Origin of the sequence: Aeromonas sp. 2692-1 (genome assembly GCF_013085505.1) — a bacterium.
Lineage (GTDB): Bacteria > Pseudomonadota > Gammaproteobacteria > Enterobacterales > Aeromonadaceae > Aeromonas > Aeromonas hydrophila.
In genome coordinates this window covers 4,654,940-4,674,415 of record NZ_CP038513.1, presented here as the reverse complement: position 1 = coordinate 4,674,415, position 19,476 = coordinate 4,654,940, and the positions used below count along the sequence as shown (strand labels likewise).

General features: G+C 61.8%; 16 protein-coding genes. 10 read left to right on the top strand and 6 right to left on the bottom strand.

Annotated elements, in window-relative coordinates; translation table 11 throughout:
* Nucleotide 1: 1 nt before the first annotated feature.
* Together E5E97_RS21765 and mscM are read right to left on the bottom strand one after the other, a co-directional pair.
* The gene (locus tag E5E97_RS21765; protein ID WP_171281075.1) at nt 2–721 is read right to left on the bottom strand and encodes a glycerophosphodiester phosphodiesterase; all 720 of its coding nucleotides are present in this window, start codon (nt 719–721) and stop codon (nt 2–4) included.
* A 22-nt stretch (nt 722–743) separates the two neighbouring features.
* Nucleotides 744–4,022: a miniconductance mechanosensitive channel MscM gene (gene mscM, locus E5E97_RS21760; RefSeq protein ID WP_017409215.1), complete on the bottom strand. Its 3,279-nt coding sequence runs from the start codon at nt 4,020–4,022 to the stop codon at nt 744–746.
* A gap of 155 nt (nt 4,023–4,177) precedes the next feature.
* Here mscM and E5E97_RS21755 point away from each other — a divergent pair, with 155 nt between their 5' ends.
* Entirely contained in the window at nt 4,178–5,509 is a 1,332-nt protein-coding gene (locus tag E5E97_RS21755; RefSeq protein WP_041213679.1) for an MATE family efflux transporter, read from the top strand.
* A 76-nt stretch (nt 5,510–5,585) separates the two neighbouring features.
* Here the strand turns inward: E5E97_RS21755 and E5E97_RS21750 are convergent, their stop codons facing one another.
* Together E5E97_RS21750 and E5E97_RS21745 are read right to left on the bottom strand one after the other, a co-directional pair.
* Complete coding sequence (locus E5E97_RS21750; RefSeq protein ID WP_171281074.1) at nt 5,586–6,410, bottom strand: M23 family metallopeptidase; 825 nt, start codon at nt 6,408–6,410, stop codon at nt 5,586–5,588.
* 43 nt (nt 6,411–6,453) lie between these two features.
* Entirely contained in the window at nt 6,454–7,308 is an 855-nt protein-coding gene (locus tag E5E97_RS21745) for a hypothetical protein (protein ID WP_171281073.1), read from the bottom strand.
* A 176-nt stretch (nt 7,309–7,484) separates the two neighbouring features.
* On the opposite strand from E5E97_RS21745, the gene E5E97_RS21740 reads away from it, so the two are divergent.
* A complete protein-coding gene (locus tag E5E97_RS21740) occupies nt 7,485–8,261 on the top strand; it encodes a BPSS1780 family membrane protein (RefSeq protein WP_171281072.1) in 777 nt (258 codons plus the stop codon).
* Between the two features lie 82 nt (nt 8,262–8,343).
* Here E5E97_RS21740 and E5E97_RS21735 read toward each other — a convergent pair whose 3' ends face one another.
* Entirely contained in the window at nt 8,344–9,243 is a 900-nt protein-coding gene (locus tag E5E97_RS21735) for a LysR family transcriptional regulator (protein ID WP_016351639.1), read from the bottom strand.
* A 126-nt stretch (nt 9,244–9,369) separates the two neighbouring features.
* Here E5E97_RS21735 and E5E97_RS21730 point away from each other — a divergent pair, with 126 nt between their 5' ends.
* The 4 genes from E5E97_RS21730 (at nt 9,370) to oxyR (ending at nt 13,861) form a co-directional block, all read left to right on the top strand.
* Complete coding sequence (locus tag E5E97_RS21730) at nt 9,370–10,230, top strand: Vmh family MBL fold metallo-hydrolase (RefSeq protein WP_171281071.1); 861 nt, start codon at nt 9,370–9,372, stop codon at nt 10,228–10,230.
* A gap of 80 nt (nt 10,231–10,310) precedes the next feature.
* Nucleotides 10,311–10,946 (top strand): DsbA family protein, encoded by a 636-nt coding sequence (locus E5E97_RS21725; RefSeq protein ID WP_171281070.1) that lies wholly within the window; start codon nt 10,311–10,313, stop codon nt 10,944–10,946.
* Nucleotides 10,947–11,168: 222 nt separating this feature from the next.
* Complete coding sequence (locus tag E5E97_RS21720; RefSeq protein WP_171281069.1) at nt 11,169–12,809, top strand: methyl-accepting chemotaxis protein; 1,641 nt, start codon at nt 11,169–11,171, stop codon at nt 12,807–12,809.
* Nucleotides 12,810–12,964: 155 nt separating this feature from the next.
* Nucleotides 12,965–13,861, top strand: a complete 897-nt coding sequence (gene oxyR, locus E5E97_RS21715; protein WP_029299361.1) for a DNA-binding transcriptional regulator OxyR — start codon at nt 12,965–12,967, stop codon at nt 13,859–13,861.
* Nucleotides 13,862–13,936: 75 nt separating this feature from the next.
* Here the strand turns inward: oxyR and E5E97_RS21710 are convergent, their stop codons facing one another.
* The gene (locus E5E97_RS21710) at nt 13,937–16,426 is read right to left on the bottom strand and encodes a penicillin-binding protein 1A (protein ID WP_077095994.1); all 2,490 of its coding nucleotides are present in this window, start codon (nt 16,424–16,426) and stop codon (nt 13,937–13,939) included.
* A 286-nt stretch (nt 16,427–16,712) separates the two neighbouring features.
* Between E5E97_RS21710 and tapM the strand changes: the two genes are divergently transcribed.
* The 4 genes from tapM to E5E97_RS21690 are packed head-to-tail and all read left to right on the top strand — an operon-like array spanning nt 16,713 to nt 19,472.
* Complete coding sequence (gene tapM, locus E5E97_RS21705; RefSeq protein ID WP_216368130.1) at nt 16,713–17,783, top strand: PilM family type IVa pilus assembly protein TapM; 1,071 nt, start codon at nt 16,713–16,715, stop codon at nt 17,781–17,783.
* Nucleotides 17,771–18,349, top strand: a complete 579-nt coding sequence (tapN, locus tag E5E97_RS21700; protein WP_011706969.1) for a PilN family type IV pilus biogenesis protein TapN — start codon at nt 17,771–17,773, stop codon at nt 18,347–18,349. The genes tapM and tapN overlap by 13 nt, the downstream gene beginning before the upstream one ends.
* Nucleotides 18,346–18,945 carry a PilO family type IV pilus biogenesis protein TapO gene (gene tapO, locus E5E97_RS21695; protein ID WP_171281067.1) on the top strand — a complete coding sequence of 200 codons (600 nt, stop codon included), beginning with the start codon at nt 18,346–18,348 and terminating at the stop codon, nt 18,943–18,945. The genes tapN and tapO overlap by 4 nt, the downstream gene beginning before the upstream one ends.
* Nucleotides 18,942–19,472, top strand: a complete 531-nt coding sequence (locus tag E5E97_RS21690) for a pilus assembly protein PilP (protein ID WP_011706967.1) — start codon at nt 18,942–18,944, stop codon at nt 19,470–19,472. The genes tapO and E5E97_RS21690 overlap by 4 nt, the downstream gene beginning before the upstream one ends.
* Nucleotides 19,473–19,476: the final 4 nt, after the last annotated feature.

Genomic DNA, 19,476 nt, shown 5'->3' with positions numbered 1-19,476 from the left:
GTTATCGAACTCCCCCTGGCACAATGAGTCCGTTTTTGGCCGGCGGCAGGAAGCGGTCCGGCCGGTTGGTAAAGATGCCATCGACGCCGATGGCGGCCAGCATCGCCTGATCGGCGGGTTCATCGACCGTATAGACCAGCACCTTGAGCCCGCGGTCGTGGGCATCCTGCACCAGCGACTGATCGACAAAATCTACGTCGCAGTTGAGCGACCAGGCCCCCAGCTCGGCTGCAAACTTGGCGAGGGTGAGGGGAATGGTGGAAGTCAGTGCCCCCAACCGGATGTCGGGGCGCAGGGCGGCAAAGCGGGCGAGCTCCGGGTGGTGGAAGGAGGAGACGACCCACTGCGTGGGCGCGAAGCCAAGCTCTGCCTCGGCACGTCGGGTCAGTCGGGCCACCTCGTCGGCTGTTTGTGCTCCTTTCAGCTCGATGTGCAGCTCGGCCTGGCCGGCAATCGCCTCCATCACCTGCCACAGGGTCGGGATCCCTTCTCCCTCACCGGCATCCAGGCTCGCCAGATAGGCGCGCGACTGGGCCGTCAACACGCCGCTGCCGTCGGTGCAGCGCTCCAGCCGCCGGTCATGGAACACCCACAGCTCGCCGTCGGCCAGCTGCACGTCGATCTCGATGGCCCCGGCGCCCAGCGCCAGTGCCAACCGGATGGCCTTGAGGGTATTTTCCGGCGCCAGTCCGCTGGCACCGCGATGGGCAATGATCTGCATGATGTACTCCTGTGGTGCCTGCTCAGGCCCGGCTCAGACGAATGTCGATCTGCTGGTGCGGCAGCCCCAGCCCCTGTTGCTGCAATTTCTCCAGCACCAGCGAGTGAACCTCGTGGGTGATGGGCATGCGGTGGTCCATGCTGTTCACGTAGAGCCGGATCTCGTAGATCAGCGCCGAGTCGGTGAATTCGATCAGGAACACCTCGGGGGAGGGGGTCTCCAGCACCAGGGTGGAGGCTCGGATCGACTCTTCCAGAATGGTCTGTATCTTTCTGGGCTCCTGGGTCAGGCCGATGCGGATGCGCAGCCGTACCCGGGTGATGGCGTCTGACAGCGACCAGTTGATGAACTGTTCGGTGATGAAGGCCTTGTTGGGGACGATGATCTCCTTCCTGTCCCAATCCACTATGGTGGTGGCGCGGGTCTTGATCTTGGTGACGGTGCCGGTCAGCTCGCGAATGGTGACGGTGTCGCCGAGCCGGATCGGTTTTTCGAACAGGATGATGAGACCCGACACGAAGTTGGCGAAGATCTCCTGCAGCCCGAAACCCAGACCCAGGGAGAGGGCCGCCACCATCCACTGCGCCTTGGACCAGTCGATGCCGAGGATGGAGAAGCCGGTCAGCGCCCCCACTACCAGCACTATGTACTTGGTCACCGTGGTGATGGCAAAGCCGGTGCCGGGGGAGAGGCTCAGGTGCTGGAGCAGAGTCAGCTCCATCAGGCCCGGCAGGTTGCGGGCGGTGACCACGGTCAGGATGAAGGTAAACACCGTCAGCATCAGATCCTGCAAGGTGATGGCGGAGAGCTGTTCGATGCCGCCAATCTTGCTGCTCACCTGCCACACCTCGATGCTGCGCAGGAAGCTGAACGCCGAGTTGAGTTCAGACCACTGCACCACCACCAGCATGGTGAAACCCAGCATCAGCAGGGTGCGCACCAGCCCGAGCGACTGGGCGCTGATGGTATCCAGATCCAGCTCGGTGTCTTCCACCACGTCCGGGATCTCGGAGCTGAGCTCGTCATGCCCCTCTTCCCGGCCTCGTTGGGCCAGGATCTCGGCCCGCTTGCTCTTGGCCCGCTCGAAGGCGAGGCGGCGGCGCTGGATCAGCATCCAGCGGTGCGCCAGATAGTAGACGAGCAGGCAACCCAGCCCCATCAGCAGACTCAGCTCCAGCTGGCGCAGCAGGATGCGGGAGGTATAGAAGTAGCCGAGTAGGGAGCCGATCACCGCCAGCAGCGGGGCCAGCATCAGGCTGTTCCAGATGAAATGGTGCAGCAGGTGCGGCTTGGTCATGTCGGCCTGGCCCCAGGTGAGCGGCAGCCGCTCCCGGTTGAGGCGGGCGAAGAACAGCAGCAGCCAGAGGGCGCCGACGATGAAGGCCAGCCGGCCGAGGGAGTCGTAGAAGGCGTGCTCCTGATAGCTGTTGGCCATGCCCTGCACGAAGAAGCTCGGGATGATCACCAGCAAGAGGGTGCGAAACTGGCTCCACACCTTCTGCACCCGCTCTTTCTGCCAGCGGAAATGGAGGATCAGGATCCCCTTCTCCAGCGTCAGGTGACGTGCCATCAAGAGTGCCAGCAGCAGGAACCAGATCTCGCCAAGGCCGCGGGCCACCGCCACCGCGAACGGATATTGCCAGGCGCCGTCGAGCAGGCCGCGCACCATCAGCACCATGGCGGGCAGCGGCAGGGAGGCGAGCAGGGAGCGCATCAGCAGCCGGCTGGTGAGGCTGAACTTGTCCTGGGTTACCTTGCCGATGCGGGGCGCTATGTGCTGGCTGTAGTGAGTCAGGTGGCGAGCCAGTTTGAACCAGCACCAGGCCAGCACCAGGATGCCGATGCCGGCGAAGGTGAGGGTGATGGGGTTGTTCTCGGCGATGGCCTGGGGCAGTTGCAGCCAGTTGACCGGGTTGAGGGCGAGGCCGAGGGCCGCCGGCACCCCGAGCAGCACGGCCGGGGTGAGCGGGCGCACGTCCGGCATCCAGAACAGGTGGCTGGCGCTGAGCTCGCGGATCTCGTCGATCTTGCTGTTCTGGCGGCTGTAGAGCAGCTTGAGCCGGGTCTGCTCCTGAATGAGGCTGTCAGAGGCGTCGTTGAGCCGGGTCAGCAGCTGGCGACGGGCCTTGAGTAGATTGTCGAGCACCGCCTGCTGGGCGCGATCGAGGGCCACTTCGTCGGTGGCCAGCAGCTGATCGCGCATCTGGCGCGGATCCTTGAGCGCGTCCTGCTCGGTCTCGTACTGGTACTTGGCCATGCGGGCGTTGACGATGGCTGACTCCAGCTTGTCGAGGGGGAAGTAGGCGGGCAGATCCGAGAGCTTGCTGCGCAGGTTCTCGCCGTAGGCGTTGCTGATCTGCAGCCACTCCAGTTGCTCGCGCACCGAGTTGACCAAGTCGTTCAGGCTCGAGAGGTTCTTGTCGATCACCCGCTGCTCATCCTGCACCCGCTCTATCTGATCCTCCAGCGCGCCGAGCTGGATGGAGAGCGCCTGGTTCTGCTGTTGCTGCTCCAGCAGCAGCGGCATGTCGGAGGTGAGCTGCTTGCGCAGCCGCTCGCTCTCCGCCAGCGCCTGCTCTGTCTTGTCGCGGCGCAGCTGGTTCTGCTGGTTGAGCAGGCTGGTCTGCCACTCATCCTCGTCGGTGATGGCGAGGTTGAGCTCCTGCAGCCTGAGCTTGCCGAGATCGTTGCGTTGCTGGGCGGAGAGCTGCTCCAGCTCCAGCATCTGGATCCGGTCGGAGAGGCTCTGCTCCTTGAGGCGGGTGACCAGCTGCTGGGCATCCTGCAGGCGATCCGATTCGCTGCTGAAGCTGAGCCGGTCGAGCAGGGCGCGGGTCTGCTGCAACTGCTTGCGCAGTTCGTCGACCCGCAGGTGATACTCCTGGCCGGTGCTCTCCAGCTGGTTGAGGCTGTCCATCACCCCCTGGCGCTCCTTGCGCAGGTTGAGCTGGCGGTTGCTGCTCAGGCCGATGGCCTGGCGCAGCGCCTCCTCCTTCAGGGAGGAGAGGGCCGGGCGAGGCTGGGGCTGGTAGTTGTGCAGGCTCTCCTTGAGGCGGGCCGACTCCTTGGGATAGTCGATGAGGATCTGCTGATAGGCCTTGCCCTGCTCGCGATAACGCTGGGCCTCCCGGGCAAACTGCAGTGCCTGCTGGTAACTTTCCCGCAACTTCTGGTTTTCCGGGGTGTCGGTCTTGGGCACGCTCTGCAGCAGCTCTTCCACCTGGGTGATGGCGTCATCGGCCTGGGCAAGGGGAGTGAGGAGAGTGAGAGAGAGCAGCAGGCAGAGCAGGCGTTGCAACATGGCGCACGTTTCCGTTCAGGTGAGGTCGCCCTAGCCTAAAGCAGGGGCCGGAGCGGGTAAAGTTTTCCATATTAATGATTTGTAACATAAATAACGGGCGTTCCCGGCCCGCTTTGGCTATCATTCTGGCCGTTTTTCCCTCCGTTGAGCATTTTATGTCCGCAGTCGATCTGGGCACGGCCCCTCTTTCCCGCCTGTTCTGGCGCTACGTCACCCCGACCGTGGCCGCCATGCTGGTCACCGGCATCTATGTCACCATAGACGGCATCTTCGTCGGCCATATTCTGGGTCAGGACGGGCTGGCCGGCATGATGCTGGCGTACCCCATCTGCGCCGTGCTCTATGCGGTGGGGGCGCTGATCGGCATGGGCTCCTCGGCGCTCGCCTCGTTTTATCTGGGCAAGGGGGAGCAGGCGAGGGCCCGCCACATCGTCGGCAACGCGCTGGTGATGGTGCTCATCGCCTCTGGGCTGCTCGCCTTCATCGGCATCCGTTACGGCGAGGCCATGCTGATCTGGATGGGGGCGGAGGGAGTCATCTTTGACGCCGGTTTCGCCTATTTGCAGTGGTATGCCTGGCTCGGAGTGTTTGCGGTGCTCTCCATGGCGTTTACCGCCCTGCTGCGCAACGACGGGCGACCCGGCCTCACCACCTGGATCCTGGTGGGGGGCGGCGTGCTCAACGTGCTGCTCGATTACCTGCTGATGGCGGTGATCCCCTGGGGGCTGGCGGGGGCCGCCATTGCGACCATGCTCTCCCAGGCGGTGACCGGCGGCCTCTGTCTGTGGCACTTCTTCACCCCGCGCAGCCAGCTGCGCATTGGCTGGGACACCCTGCGACCCGACTGGCGGTTGATGGGGGAGACGCTGCGACTCGGGGTGTCGAGCTTTCTGATGTACCTCTACCTGTCGGTGGTGCTGGCGCTGCACAACAAGGCGCTGCTGGCGGTGGGCACCTCGCTGCACGTGGCGGCCTACGGCGTCATCAGCTACAGCGAGGCCTTCTTCTATCTCATCTTCGAGGGGATCGCCATGGGCATCCAGCCCATCGCCAGCTTCAACGCCGGGGCGGGCAACTGGGCACGGGTGCTGCGGGTGCGCAACCTGGCGCTGGGGGTGACCCTGCTGGTGGCCCTGTGCGGCATGCTGCCGCTCTATCTGTGGCCAGAGGGGGTGGTCTACCTGTTTGCCGGGGACAACGCGGCCCTCTTGCCGGTGGCCAGCCTCGGCATCTGGCTCTACTTCTGGGGCTTGCCGATGGAAGGCCTGCTGCTGGTGGGAGCCACCTACTTCCAGGCCATCAACCGGGCCCGTATCGCCTCCCTGCTTACCGGCGGCAAGCTGGTGCTGATCGGCGGCTTCCTGTGGGGCTTCTCCTCCCTGTGGGGGGTATCCGGCGTCTGGCTGGCGCTGCCCACCTGCAGCACCCTGCTGGTACTGGTGATGTGGCGAGCCATGGGCAAGGAGGCGCGCCAGCACGCCGCCTGACATGTGGTCAGTCGGCCATCAAAAAGGCAGCCCAGGCTGCCTTTTTCGTTTTGAGCGCCCCTGACAGGCCAGCGGTTCAGGGCTTGAAGGCGCCGATGAAGATGGCGGGATCGATGCGGGCGTCGTTGAGGCTGACATTCCAGTGCATGTGGGGACCGGTGGCACGGCCGGTGGCGCCGACCCGGCCGACGATGCCGCCGCGGGGCAGGCTCTGGCCCAGCTTCACGTCGACCTTCGACATGTGGCAGAACATGCTGATGAGGCCCTGACCGTGATCGACGAACACCGTATTGCCGTTGAAGAAGTAGTTGCCGATCAGGATCACCTTGCCCGCCGCCGGCGACTTGATGGGGGTGCCGGCACCGACCGCGAAGTCGAGGCCGGAGTGGGGGTTGCGCTCCTCGCCGTTGAAGAAGCGGCGCAGTCCGAACGGGCTGGAGAGCGGGCCCTCTACCGGCTTGTCGAACAGCAGATTGCTCGGCTGGGCCGGGCTGAAGGTCTGGTAGGCGCGGGTCTGCTCCGCCAGTTCGCGGTTGATGCGGGTCATGTCTTCGGCCAGCGGGTTGACCTGGCGGCTGTTCTTGAGCTTGATGTGTTGCTCCCGGTAGTGCTTGGTGCCGACCGTGAAGCCGAGGGTGCGGCCATCGCTCACCTGCAGCTGGTGGGGGCCGGGCTGGCTCTTGAGGGGGATGCCGACGATGGCAATCCAGCGTTTGCCCTCTTCACGCACCACCAGCACCGGCTTGCCCTGATAGCGGGCGGTCGGGGCCTGCGCCTCGCTGCCGAGCGCCACCACGGCGACGCCCCCCGGCACCGGGTGGTTGAGCAGGCGACTGATGAAGCCCTCGGCGAGGGCGGACTGGCTGGCCAGCAGCAACAATAGACAACAAACGACTCTCATGATGATTCCTGACTGGGTTGACTAAAACGAAACGGTAACGAAATCAGGACGCTGGCTGGAAGCGCTGGTAGATGGCCTCCATCTGGACCGACACCTCCTGGCGCACCAGGTCCAGCTCCAGCATGTCTTGTACCACCTTGAGCTGATCCGGATTGAGGAAGCTGCGGCTGCTCTCCAGCACCCGCTGGGTATAGGCGCGCTGGTTCTCCAGATAGGTGCCGGCATCGCCGCTCTCCTGCTGGGCCAGCTGCTGGTTCGCCTCGCTCAGCAGACGCGTCAGGGATTGGCGCTGGGCCGGTGCCAGCAGCTCGCCGTGCTCCGCCAGGCGACCCTGGATCTCCAGCAGGCGGTTGGTATCGCCCGAGTAGATCTCCTGTTCGAGCCGGGTGCGGGTATCCTCCCCCAGCAGGTTGCTGAGGTTGCCCCAGATGCGCTGGCTCTCCTGCTCATAGGCATCGGGATGGTCGAAGCCGAGGCGATAGAGCTCGCGCAGTTGCTCCTGGACCTGGCCGCGCACGTCTTCCACTATGTCGAGCCGGTCGAAGACGGTGGTGAGCTGGCTGCCCTGTTCGGCGTCATAGAGCCGCTCGATCAGCACGGAGCCTTCGCTCGACTGGCTCCACTGGCTGATGGCGGCTTCCAGCTCGGGGTTGGGAGGCAGCACCTCCTGGGCGGGGGCGGGCTCGTTCTGGCTGCCCTTGCCGGGCAGCTTGGCCAGCAGGCTCTGCCCGGTGCTCTGGCCGCTGTTCTGGCTGGTGGCCGAATCGCATTGTGACGGGCTGTTGGTGGGGCTGGCGGTGTCGGATCCCGGCTGAGGTTTGACAGGGTCGGCCTGCCACTGCCAGAGGTTGAGCAACAGGGAGGCCAGCAGAATTGGCGCCAGGTGAGATGTACGCATCTTGGATTCTCTTGAATAAGTGAATGCCCCTTGCAAAGGGGTCTCTTATGATAACCGTAACGTCTGATACAAGCAGCCATGACGTGCAAAACCGGCCTCGGCGGTGACCCGCCATTGAGTCGGTCGGCCCATGGCTCTAGAATCGGCAACCAGCCGTTTTGAACCGAGGAAATGTTATGAATGGATTGTCCCCCCTGCGCGCAGAACCTGCTCGTCACCCCATTGGGCGTGGCTGGGTCTGGGTGCGATCCGGTTTCGATGTCTTCAACAAGGGGATGGGGGTCAGTGTCGCCATGGTCCTCATCTGGTTTGCGGTCGGTCTGCTGCTGGAGCGTCTGCCGGCGGGCAGCCTCATCTCCCAGCTGCTTTACATGGTCTGGGGGGCCGGCTGGGTGGCGGTGGCCCGTCACGGTTATGAAGGCAATCCGCTGCGCTTCGCCGATTTCTTCTCCGGCTTTCGCCACAAGCTGACCCCGCTGATGCTGGGAGGCCTGCTGGTGCTGGCCCTGTTCAGCCTGATCGGTCTCATCTGCCTGGGGCTGCTCTCCATGTGGGGGCTCACCTCCCTGCTGACCCAGGATCCGGAATCTCTGGTGGTCACTGCAGCCCAGGCCCAGGGCCTGCTGCTCTGTCTGCTGCTGGGGCTGGCACTGCTGATCCCGGTGCTGATGGCCATCACCTTCGCCCCCGCCCTCATCTTTTTCCACGATGTGGGGATCCTGCAGGCCGCCAAACTGAGTTTCAAAGGCTGCCTGACCAACATGTGGCCCTTCCTCTGGTGGGGACTGATCGCCGCCATCCTGATGCTGTTTGGCGCGGCGCTGATGCTGGTGGGTCTGCTGGTGGTGATCCCGGCGCTCAACTACTCCATCTATGTGGCCTACCGGGATATCTATCTGGACGTGACGCAGGATACGCCTGCCGAAGCCCCGCTGACCGGCTTCGAAGCCTGACGCCAGCGGATTGGTGTGACATATGCGCGAAAGGGGCCTGCTGGCCCCTTTCGCATGTTTGCGTTGTTTCTTGTTCCCGCCACTACTCTCGCCACATGGGGTCGACGGCCATGCGTTCCACCAGAAAGTCGAGGAAGCTGCGTAGCAGCGGTGACATCTGCTTGCGGGTGCCGTAGACGGCGTAGACGCCGAGTCGCTTGGGTTGCCACTGCGCCAGCAGCGGCACCAGGGTGCCGGTGTCGAGGTGGGGTTGGACCGAGTAGCGGGGCTGCAGGCTGATGCCGGCCCCCTCCAGGGTCGCCTCCAGCAGCAGGTTGGAGATGTTGGCGCTGAGGTTGCCGCTTACCGGCACCGATTCGGGTCCGTCCGGTCCCTGAAACTCCCACAGGCTCTTGCCGAAATAGGTGTAGGTGAGGCAGTTGTGCAGGGCGAGATCCTGCACCTTGTGCGGGGTCGGGTGTCTGGCCAGATAGGCCGGGCTGGCGCAGACCACCGAGTGACAGGTACCGAGCCGGCGGGCCACCAGGTTGGGGTCGAGGTCATTGGTGATGCGAACGGCGAGATCGATCCGCTCCTCCACCAGATTGACGGTGCGGTCCAGCAGCAGGATGTCGATGGCGGTGCCCGCATAGCGCGCCAGGTAGTCGTTGGCGGCGCCCACCAGCAGGGCTTCCGAGAGTGAGTAGCTGCTGGTGATGCGCAGTTGCCCCTTGGGGGCCTCGTCGCCGCGCACGGCGATCTGCTCCATCTCTTCCCCCAGTGCCAGCATGGCCCGGGCCCGGTTCAGCGCCTCTTCCCCAGGGCCGGTCAGACTGAGCCGGCGAGTGGTGCGGTGCAGCAGCCGTGCCCCCATCCACTGCTCCAGCTCCGCTAGGTAGCGCGTCACCATGGCGCGCGACATCTCCAGTTTCTCCCCGGCGCCGCTCAGGCTGCCCTGTTCGACTACGCTGACAAAGACCCGCAATGCGGTCAGTCGATCCATTTCAGGCTCTCTATATGCTCGATTAATGCAACAGTTATGCGCTTATTATGCTGTATTTGTACCGTAACTGATCCAATAAACTGTGTCCATCTGATGAACCCCTGATGACTTGATGAGGAATACCCGATGAACAACACCCTGATCCGCAACCTGACCCTGGCCACCACCCTGCTGAGTGGTGCCGCCATGGCCGCCCCGCTCACCGTGACCGTCTACAACCCGGGCGAGAAGGCAATCTTCCCGGTCTCCTCCTCCCTGGTGACCGGTGACAAAGAAGCGATCCTGATCGATGCCCAGTTCGACGTGCAAAACGGCCAGGCGCTGGTGGACATGATCAAGAAGAGCGGCAAGAAGCTGACCACCGTCTATATCAGTGCCGGTGACCCCGACTTCTACTTCGGTCTGGAGCCCATCAAGGCAGCCTTCCCGGACGTCAAGGTACTGGCAGACCAGCATGTGGTCGACCATATCAACCAGACCAAGGACGCCAAGCTGAGCTACTGGAGCCCCATCCTCGGCAAGGGTGCACCGAAGAGCCTGACCGTGCCGCAAGTGATGACGGCCAGCCATCTGACACTGGATGGCGAGAAGATCGAGATCAAAGAGATTAACACCCCGAATGCCTACCTGTGGGCACCGTCCATCAAGACGGCGTTTGGTGGCGTACCGGTCTACAGCGGCGTGCACGTGTGGATGGCTGACAGCCAGACCAAAGCGGCTCGCAGCAACTGGGTCAAGGCGCTGAACAATCTGCTGGCGCTGAAGCCCGAGCGCGTGGTGCCGGGTCACTTCCTGGGGACTGCTCCCAAAGGCAGCACCGCCGTGACCTTTACCCGTGACTACGTAGAGCGCTTTGAGCAGGAGCTGGCCAAAGCCAAGAACTCCGGCCAGCTGATTGAAGCACTGAAGAAGGCTTACCCGTCCCTGCCGGTCGACGACGGTCTGGCCATCGGTGCCAAGGTCAACACCGGCGAAATGAAGTGGTAAACCCCTGACGCCTACTTCCCTGTGTTTTTTTACCGGGCCCAAGGGCCCGGTTTTTTTAGCCGAATGAACGAGTGAATCACATGAACGAAACGACTCTGCATTATGTATACGATCCCCTCTGCGGCTGGTGCTACGGCGCTGCCCCGCTGTTGAAGGCTGCGGCTGCCATCCCGGAACTGCGCATCGAGCTGCATGCCGGTGGTCTCTGGCTTGGCGGGCGCAGGCAGGCGATGGGCCAGGCCCTGCGCGATTACGTCCGTCCCCATGACGAGCGGATCCAGGCGCTGACCGGCCAGCCTTTCGGCGAGCGCTATTTCAACGAGCTGCTGCTGCGCGATGGTCTGCTGCTCGATTCGGAGCAGCCCATCCGCGCCATCCTGGCGGTGACGGCCCTGGGTGGCAACGGTCTGAGCCTGCTGCACCGCATCCAGCAATCCCACTATCGCGATGGCATCTGGATCGGTTCTCTCGAGCATCTGACCAGCCTGGCGGCGGAGCAGAACATTGGCGCGGATGATTTTGTGAAGGCCTATCAGCAGGCCGATTTGGCGAGTCATCTGGCCGACAGCCAGCGTTGGATGCGCCATCTCGGCGGGCAGGGCTACCCGACCCTGGGGCTGGTGCAGGGCGACAAAGTGACCCCCTTGTCCGCCTCCTCCTTCCTGGGTGAACCAGAGGCGTTTGTTCGCCAGATCCAGCTCATGATGAATTGTTGAGCGAACAGCAGGTCGTATCCGGTGGCGGATGTGCAGCGCCCGAGGTGCTCGTTGCAGATTTTTCCTACCTGTCTGGCACTCATGCTATCCCCAGGCGAGACGATATATTCAGTAGCGGACAGTTTGAAAATCATCCGCTTGCGATCATCGCGCTATGCTCTATGGGGATAGCCCGGGCGTTTGAGGCCACGGGCTTGCGTCTAGCCGCCAAGGATACCAATCATGTTCAAAAATATGTCTATAGGTCAGAAGTTGAGCGCCGGTTTTGCCGTATTGGCCCTGCTAGTGGTGGGGCTGGCGTGGTTCTCCATCACTCAGCTGTCCCATCTTTATGCCGATACCGCCACCATCTCGGGCAACCTGTTGCCATCGACCCGTTATGCCAGCCAGATGCATGTGGCCATTCTCGATGCCCGTCGTTCCGAACTGGCGCAGGTGATTGGTGGCCTCAACAAGGATGCCCAGGAGGTGAGCGAACGTACCGTCACCTTCAACAAGGCCAAGCAGGAGTTTGACGCGGCGGCGCAGAAGTATGGCTCGTTGCCCTTCAGCACCGATGAGGAGAAGCAGACTTATGAACAGCTGGTGGCCGCTGGTGCGAAGTACTTCTCGGTACACGAGCAGCTGATTGCGGCTTTTGCTAGCGGCGATCTGGAAAAAGTGAAGAGCCTGCGCAAGAACGAGACTCGTGCCGCACTGGAAGAGGCGGGGGCCAAATCCTACCGTCTGCGCGAGATCAACAACGAGCTGGCTGACAACATGGTGAAGTCGGTGGCCGACCTTTACAGCAGCTCGCGCACCATGAGCATCGTGGTGAGCCTCATCACAGTGCTGTTCGTGGTGGTGGTGGCCTGGCTGCTGACCGGTCAGGTCCGCAATCCGGTGATGGCGCTGCTGGAGCAGACCCGCAAGGTAGCCGCTGGCGATCTGGCGGCTCATCTTGACGCCAGCCAGTTCAACAACGACGAGCTGGGGCAACTGGCCAAGGGCTTTGGCGAGATGCAAAAGAACCTGCGTACCCTGGTCAGCGAAGTCTCCGGCTCCGTGGTGCAACTGAGCTCGGCGGCCGAAGAGATCAGTGCGGTGGCGCGTCAGTCCGCCAACAACATGAACAGCCAGCAGCACGAGCTGAATCAGCTGGCCACCGCCATGAACGAGATGCAGGCCACGGTGCAGGAGGTGTCCCGCAACACCAGCGATGCCGCCAGTGCCGCCAGCGCCGCCAGCAGTACCGCCGAACTGGGGGCTCGCACCGTCAACGACTCCATCAAGCGTATTGAGCAGGTGGCCGGTGCCATCGAGAGCACCGCCGTGGTAATCCGTCAGCTTGGCGACGACAGCCGCAACATCGGCATGGTGCTGGAGGTGATCCGCGGGATCGCCGAGCAGACCAACCTGCTGGCGCTCAACGCCGCCATCGAGGCGGCCCGGGCCGGCGAGCAGGGCCGCGGCTTTGCGGTGGTGGCCGACGAGGTGCGTACCCTGGCGAAGCGGACTCAGGATTCCACCTCCCAGATCAACACCATCATCGCTGAACTGCAGCAGCGGGCCGAGCAGGCCGGCACCACCATGCAGCAAAGCCAGGACATGATGAATTCCACCGTGAGCACGGCGCGGGAGGCCGGGGCCTCCATCTCCGAGATCAGCGGCTCGGTGGAGAGCATCTCCCACATGAATATCCAGATCGCGACCGCCACCGAAGAGCAGGGGGCGGTGAGTGAAGAGCTCAACCGCAATGTGGTCAATATCAGTCATGCCTCCGAGGAAGTGGCCGCCGGTGCAACCCAGATGGCACAGGCTTGTAACGACCTCAATCACCTGGCGACCCAGTTGCAGGAGATGGTGCGCCGCTTCCGGGTGTAAGGCGGGTTGGATGCTCGCTGCTGCGGGCCCGGATCCTGGATCCGGGCCCGCCTTGTTTTATCGGTCTGTCGACTTTCCCTCTTGCACCATCCCTTGTTCGCTCCGCCGTTCTTGGGCATGCTAATGGACCCATTGGTTGGCAGGATTCTGGATGTATGAACCTTCGCGATCTCGAGTATTTGGTGGCGCTGGAAGAGGAGAAGCACTTTCGCAAGGCGGCGGAGCGCTGCTTCGTCAGTCAGCCCACCCTGAGCGGCCAGCTGCGCAAGCTGGAGGATGAACTCGGGGTGATCCTGATCGAGCGTACCTCGCGCAAGGTGCTGTTTACCCCAGCTGGCGATGCCATGGCTCAGCAGGCCCGCAAGGTGCTCAAAGAGGTGCGCGAGCTCAAGAGCATAGGCCAGCACTTTGCCGAGCCCATGTCCGGTGAAATCCACATCGGCTTCATTCCTACCGTCGGCCCCTATCTGCTGCCTCACATCATTCAGGATCTGCGCGAGCACTTTCCCAAGCTGGAGTTCTACCTGTATGAAGAGCAGACCCAGGTGTTGCTCAAGCGGCTGGAAGAGGGGGAGCTGGATTGCCTGATCCTGGCCGAATTGGAGGGGATGGAGGGGTTTGGTTCGATCCCGCTCTATCAGGAGCCCATGTGGCTGGCGGTGCCCCAGCAGCATCCGGAGGCCAAGGCCAAGGCTGTGCCGCTCAGCAATCTCAAGGGCAAGAAGTTGCTGATGCTGGCCGATGGTCACTGTCTGCGGGATCAGGCGATGGGATTCTGCTTCGCCGCCGGTATCGGCGAGGATCAGCGCTTCAAGGGCACCAGTTTGGAGACGCTGCGCAACATGGTGGCTGCCGGCAGCGGCATGACGCTGGTACCCAGGCTCGCCGTGCCCGCCAACGCCGAAGAGGGCGGCGTCAGCTATCGACCTGTGATAGACCCCGTGCCTGGGCGCACCATAGCGCTGCTCTATCGCCACTACTCGGTGCGCCGTCCCTGCTTCAACGAGCTGGCCGCTCGTATCTCGCGCTTGATGCAGAGCCTGCTTGGCTAACTGAGCATCTTCACTGCAGGGCCACAAAAAAGAAAACCGGCGCATTGCGCCGGTTTTTTTATCTTCTGCTGTGGTTTAGAAGATATCGTCGGTGGAGACGGGGCCATCGGTGGGCGAGCCCTCACCGCCGTACACCTGATTGCCATCCGAGCTCTGTGTCGCGTAGCGGGTCGGCTCGGTGCCTTCCTTGAAGAACTCTTCCATGCTGCTGCCGTCGGTCCGGTTGGTCAGCAGGCCGGTCTCACGATCGATCCGCACCGTGATGATCCCTTCCGGTACCGGCATCTTGCGCTCAGGCACCTGCTTGAGCGCCGTCTTCATGAAGTCGATCCAGATGGGCTGCGCGGCACCGCCGCCAAATTCTGCCCGGCCCAGACCACGCTGGTGGTTGTCAAAACCGATCCAGGAGGTGGCGACCAGATTCGGGGTATAGCCGGAGAACCAGGCATCACGGGATTCGTTGGTGGTCCCGGTCTTACCGGAGATATCGTGGCGCTTGAGGTCGCGCGCCGCCCGCCAGCCGGTACCGCGCCAGCCATTGCCACCCCAGATGGCCGTGGTCAGGGTGTCGGTCACCAGGAAGGTGCTCTGGGCACTGATGGTCTGCGGTGCCATGTTGCCGGGAACGACCGGATCGATGGGGCACTGGGCTTTCCAGTCCGGCGCCGTATTGGCATAGGCATCCGCACTGTCGAGACCGGCGGCAGCCAGCACGCCACAATCACGGCAGGCGGCTGCCGGGTTGGCCTGATAAAGAGGTGCGCCGAAGCTGTCGGTGACTTCGGTGATGAAGTAGGGGGTGACCTGGAAGCCGCCGTTGGCCATGACCGAGTAGCCGCGCACCACTTCCAGCGGGGTAAACTCGGCAGCACCCAGGGCCAGCGATTCGTTGGGCGAGATGGTATCACGCGCAAAGCCGAAGCGGGTCAGGCCGTCGATGTAGGTATCCAGCCCGATGGCGCGCATCAGGCGCACCGACATCACGTTCTTCGACTTGGCGAGGCCAAGGCGCAGGGAGGTGGGGCCTTCATAGATGGCCGGGGAGTTTTTGGGCTGCCACATGGGGCCCTTGGAGGGGTCCCACTGGTTGATCGGCGCATCGTTGATGAGGGAGGCCAGGGTGTAGCCCTGTTCCAGCGCGGTGGCATAGAGGAAGGGCTTGATGTTGGAGCCTATCTGGCGGCGTGCCTGATCGACCCGGTTGAACTTGGAGAGCTCAAAGCTGAAACCGCCGACCAGCGCCTCGATGGCACCATCCTGCGGGTTCATGGCCACCAGGGCGGCGTTGACCTCAGGGATCTGGGAGAGCAGCAGCTCTTCACCTTTTTCCCGAACCCAGATCTGGGCGCCCACTTTCAGCATGTCGCGGGCCGAGCGGGGCGCAAAGCCCTGGCGATCGTCGGTGATGAAGGCACGTGCCCACTTGATGCCGTTCCAGCCAAGCTCAGCCTGTTTGCCGTTCTTCAGCACTATGGTCGCACTCTTGTCAGCCAGTTTGGTGACGACGGCGGCCATCAGCGGCTCATAGGTGGGCTGCTTGGCCAGATGGGCCATGATCTTGTCATAATCCCAATCGGCTTCGCCCGCTTTCCACAGCTGGGCGGTCACGCCCTTGTAGCCATGGCGGGTGTCATAGTCGAATACGCCGTCGAGCAAGGCCAGCCGGGCGGCGCGCTGGCGCTTGGCGGTGACTGTGGTGTAGACGTGCAGACCCATGGTGTAGGCATCTTCACCAAACTGCTCCACCATCTTCTGGCGCACCATCTCCCCCAGATAAGGGGCATTCAAGGTGATCTCGGCACCGTGATAGCGGGCCTTGACCGGCATCTTGGACGCTTCGTCAAACTGGGCCTGGGTGATCTTGCCGGTTTCCAGCATGCGGCCAAGTACCACGTTGCGACGGGCAAAGGCACGTTCCGGCGAGCGGATCGGGTTCAGCATGGACGGCGCCTTGGGCAGACCGGCGATGATGGCGATCTCGTCCAGCGTCAGGTCCTTGACCTCCTTGCCAAAGTAAACCTGGGCGGCGGCACCGACCCCGAATGCCCGGTAGCCGAGCGGGATCTTGTTGAGATAGAGTTGCAGGATCTCGTCCTTGGAGAGATTCTGCTCGATGCGCCAGGCCAGGAAGACCTCTTTTATCTTGCGCACCAGCGTCTTTTCATTGCTCAGGAAGAAGTTGCGGGCGACCTGCTGGGTGATGGTACTGGCGCCCTGGCGGGCCTGACCGGAGACGGCCCAAACGGTGGCGGCGCGAATGATGCCGATGGGGTCGATCCCCGGGTGCTCATAGAAACGGGCATCTTCGGTCGCCAGGACCGCATCGATCATGGACTGGGGAATTTCATCCAGATGCAGCGGGATGCGACGAATTTCGCCAAATTGGGAGATCAATTCCCCATCCCGGCTGTACACCTTCATCGGGGTGGCCAGCTTGACGTCGCGCAGCGCGGTCACATCCGGCAACTGGGGCTTGATGTAGAAGTAGATACCGATGAGGCTGGCAACACCCAGCACAGCACCCAGCATCATGACAATAAACAGGCGTACGAGCCATTTCAGCATGGAAGAACTACCAATCGTCTTAAAATTAGCCAACGGGCGCAGAGTATAGCCCTTTTGCCTCCGGAAATTCGAGGTTTTCCTGACGGCTGCCCGGCTCCTCGAGAAGAGGCGGGAGGTTAGCATTCTGCGGCTCAATAACCAAGGGGAGGCGAGGGGCGGCCGGAAAGCGAGTTGTATCACTTTTCGGCATAAACTTTATGACATTGATAGATAGAGCATTTAGGATGAGTTAAGTCATCATCTTCTGATTAGCTGTCCTACAATCAATCCTAAAACCCAATAACGCATGGATGTGTATATGTTTGGGCTATTCAACAAAGGTTCTCTGCTTCCTCTGGCGGGTATTGATTTTGGCAGCCAGACCATCAAGGCCGTGACCATTACCGGTCGTCCCGGCAAGCTGCATCTCGAATCGGTGGCCGAAGTCGCCACTCCCAAAGGCACTCTGGTCGATTATCAGCTGCAGGATATCGAGCGGGTCAGCCAGTCTCTGAAGGCCCTCAAGCGCCTCATCTCGGGCAGCAGCCAGTATGTTGCGACGGCCGTCACCGGTTCCAACGTGATCACCAAAGTCATTCAAGTGGATGCCGCACTGGGTGAAAAGGAGCTGGAGAACCAGGTTCAGCTCGAGGCCGAACAACTCATTCCCTTTCCCCTAGATGAAGTGAGCCTGGATTTTGAAATTCTGGGCAAGGTCAATGATCAGGAGCGCCGCGAAGTGTTGCTGAGTGCGGCCCGCACCGAGAGCGTGAGCGGGCGGGTGACCGCGCTGGCGGAAGCCGACATGACCACCAAGGTGGTGGATGTGGGCGCCCACGCACTGGGCCGCGCCGTGCTTGCCTGCCTGCCGGAGCTGCAGGAGTGGGAGAAACCGGTCGGTGTGATCGATATCGGAGCGAGTGCCATGACCTTTGCCGCACAGGTAAAAGGAGAGGTTATCTACTCACGCCTGCAAAACTTCGGTGGCGATCAATATAGTCAGGCGCTGGCCTCTTTCTACAACCTGTCGCTGGATGATGCCGAGCAGGCCAAGTTGCAAGGCAAGCTGCCAGTTGATCACGAACTGGATGTGTTGCTACCCCATATGAATGCCCTGCTGCAGCAAGTCAGGCGGAACGTGCAGCTGTTTTGCAGCTCTTCCGGGCACAGGGAGCTTTCCAGACTGGTGCTCACCGGTGGTGGCAGCCTGCTGCCCGGGCTGGCGGCCCAGGTCGGCAGCGAGTTGAACTGTGAGGTATTGCATCCTGATCCCTTTGCCCTGTTCGGCAAGCCGAAAGGGGAGGGGGCGGTCCACGGTGCCAAGTTCATGACGGCGCTGGGTCTGGCATTGAGGAGCTTCACGCCATGTCAAATATAAACCTCCTGCCCTGGCGCGAGGCCAGAGCCCAGCGGCAGAAGAAGCAATTCGGGGTCATGCTGGGAATCTTCATGGCCATCACGGCTTCACTTGGCTTTGCCGCCGACTGGCTGGTGGAGCAGCAGATAGGCCATCAGCAGCAGCGCAACCAGCGTTTGCAGCAGGAGATGACCATCCTTGATGCCCAGCTTGGCGAGATCCGCCTGCTCAAGGAGCGACGCAAGGAGTTGATCGATCGCATGCAATTGATCGAACACCTGCAGATGCGCCGCAATCTGCCGGTTCGCCTGTTCAACCAGTTGCCTTCGCTGGTTCCCAACGGGGTTTACCTCAATACGCTTGCCTTGCAGAACAACCAAATAGATGTGAATGGCAAGACCGAGGCCTATGGCAGGGTAGCCAGCATGATGCGTCGTATCGATGGCTCCGGCTGGCTGGGGCAGTCGCAGATCAGCACGATTTTTGCGGCCGATGTGGCGCCAGTTTCGCTCAGCCAGTTCTCCATGATGTTCCAGGTCGCGGGTGCGGCAGGTGCCACGGTCGATGTGGCTAAGGGGCAACAATGAATCTACAACAGTTCAACGAACTGGATCTCAACAATATAGCCAGCTGGCCCAAGTTGGCGAAGGGGATTTTCATCCTGTTCTTCTGTGCCTTGCTGGGGGGGGCCATCTATTACTACGTGATTGCCAACTCACTGACCCTGTTGACCCAGGAGATCAACAAGGAAGCCGAGCTCAAGGCGCAGTTCGAGAGCAAGGCGATGCTGGCTGCCAACCTCGGTGCATACAAGACTCAGATGGTGCAGCTCGAACAGCTGGTGGATACCCAGCTCAAGCAGTTGCCGAATACTCACGAAGTGGCCGGATTGCTGGATGACATCAGTTTCATTGCTACCGACAATGGGCTCAAATTGAATCGCATCAATTGGGAGCCCGAGATCAAACACGAGTTCTCCACCGAGCTGCCCATGCGAATCGAAGTGGTGGGTACTTATCATGAGATAGGCAAGTTCACGGCCGACATGGCGGCCTTGCCGCGTATCGTCATCCTGGAATCGTTCACGCTGGGACAGGGCAAGGAGCAGGGTGACATGATTGCCATGTCGATGCTGGCCAAAACCTACAAATACAATGGCAAAACCGTGGGGCAGACCAAATGAAGCTACTCTGCGTGCTGTTGCCTGCCCTGTTGTTGACCGCCTGCGGTGGGCAGGACGACATGGACAACTATGTGGCCGCAACCAAGGCCAGAAAACCAGTACCCATCGAGCCTCTTCCCGAAATCAAGCCCTTTTCCCCCATGGCTTATCACCTCAGCGATCAGCGCAGCCCCTTCATCGCCCCCCAGCCTGAAACCAGCAGTGCCAAGGTGGATGCCAAGGTGAAGCCGGATTGCGCCCAGATCGTTGCCAACAGGGAGAAAGAAGTACTGGAGCGCTATTCATTGGCCAGCCTGAGTATGCAGGGCTCACTTGGCAAGCAGGGACAGTTGTGGGCCTTGATCAGGACTCCTGATGGTCAATCCATCCGGGTGGGTCTCAATCAACACATGGGACTGGATCAGGGACGGGTGATCAGGATCACTGACACCTATGTGGATTTGATTGAGACTATACCGGATGGCAAAGGATGCTGGGTGACCCGAGAAACTCAGCTGGGCATGGCCAATCTTGAAGCAAAACGATAATCAG

Coding starts and splice junctions, on each gene's coding strand:
- E5E97_RS21750 (WP_171281074.1), bottom strand. CDS start 6,410: ATGAGAGTCGTTTGTTGTCTATTGTTGCTGCTGGCCAGCCAGTCCGCC.
- E5E97_RS21730 (WP_171281071.1), top strand. CDS start 9,370: ATGAACAACACCCTGATCCGCAACCTGACCCTGGCCACCACCCTGCTG.
- E5E97_RS21725 (WP_171281070.1), top strand. CDS start 10,311: ATGAACGAAACGACTCTGCATTATGTATACGATCCCCTCTGCGGCTGG.
- mscM (WP_017409215.1), bottom strand. CDS start 4,022: ATGTTGCAACGCCTGCTCTGCCTGCTGCTCTCTCTCACTCTCCTCACT.
- E5E97_RS21720 (WP_171281069.1), top strand. CDS start 11,169: ATGTTCAAAAATATGTCTATAGGTCAGAAGTTGAGCGCCGGTTTTGCC.
- E5E97_RS21745 (WP_171281073.1), bottom strand. CDS start 7,308: ATGCGTACATCTCACCTGGCGCCAATTCTGCTGGCCTCCCTGTTGCTC.
- tapO (WP_171281067.1), top strand. CDS start 18,346: ATGAATCTACAACAGTTCAACGAACTGGATCTCAACAATATAGCCAGC.
- E5E97_RS21690 (WP_011706967.1), top strand. CDS start 18,942: ATGAAGCTACTCTGCGTGCTGTTGCCTGCCCTGTTGTTGACCGCCTGC.
- E5E97_RS21765 (WP_171281075.1), bottom strand. CDS start 721: ATGCAGATCATTGCCCATCGCGGTGCCAGCGGACTGGCGCCGGAAAAT.
- E5E97_RS21740 (WP_171281072.1), top strand. CDS start 7,485: ATGAATGGATTGTCCCCCCTGCGCGCAGAACCTGCTCGTCACCCCATT.
- E5E97_RS21755 (WP_041213679.1), top strand. CDS start 4,178: ATGTCCGCAGTCGATCTGGGCACGGCCCCTCTTTCCCGCCTGTTCTGG.
- E5E97_RS21735 (WP_016351639.1), bottom strand. CDS start 9,243: ATGGATCGACTGACCGCATTGCGGGTCTTTGTCAGCGTAGTCGAACAG.
- tapM (WP_216368130.1), top strand. CDS start 16,713: ATGGATGTGTATATGTTTGGGCTATTCAACAAAGGTTCTCTGCTTCCT.
- oxyR (WP_029299361.1), top strand. CDS start 12,965: ATGAACCTTCGCGATCTCGAGTATTTGGTGGCGCTGGAAGAGGAGAAG.
- tapN (WP_011706969.1), top strand. CDS start 17,771: ATGTCAAATATAAACCTCCTGCCCTGGCGCGAGGCCAGAGCCCAGCGG.
- E5E97_RS21710 (WP_077095994.1), bottom strand. CDS start 16,426: ATGCTGAAATGGCTCGTACGCCTGTTTATTGTCATGATGCTGGGTGCT.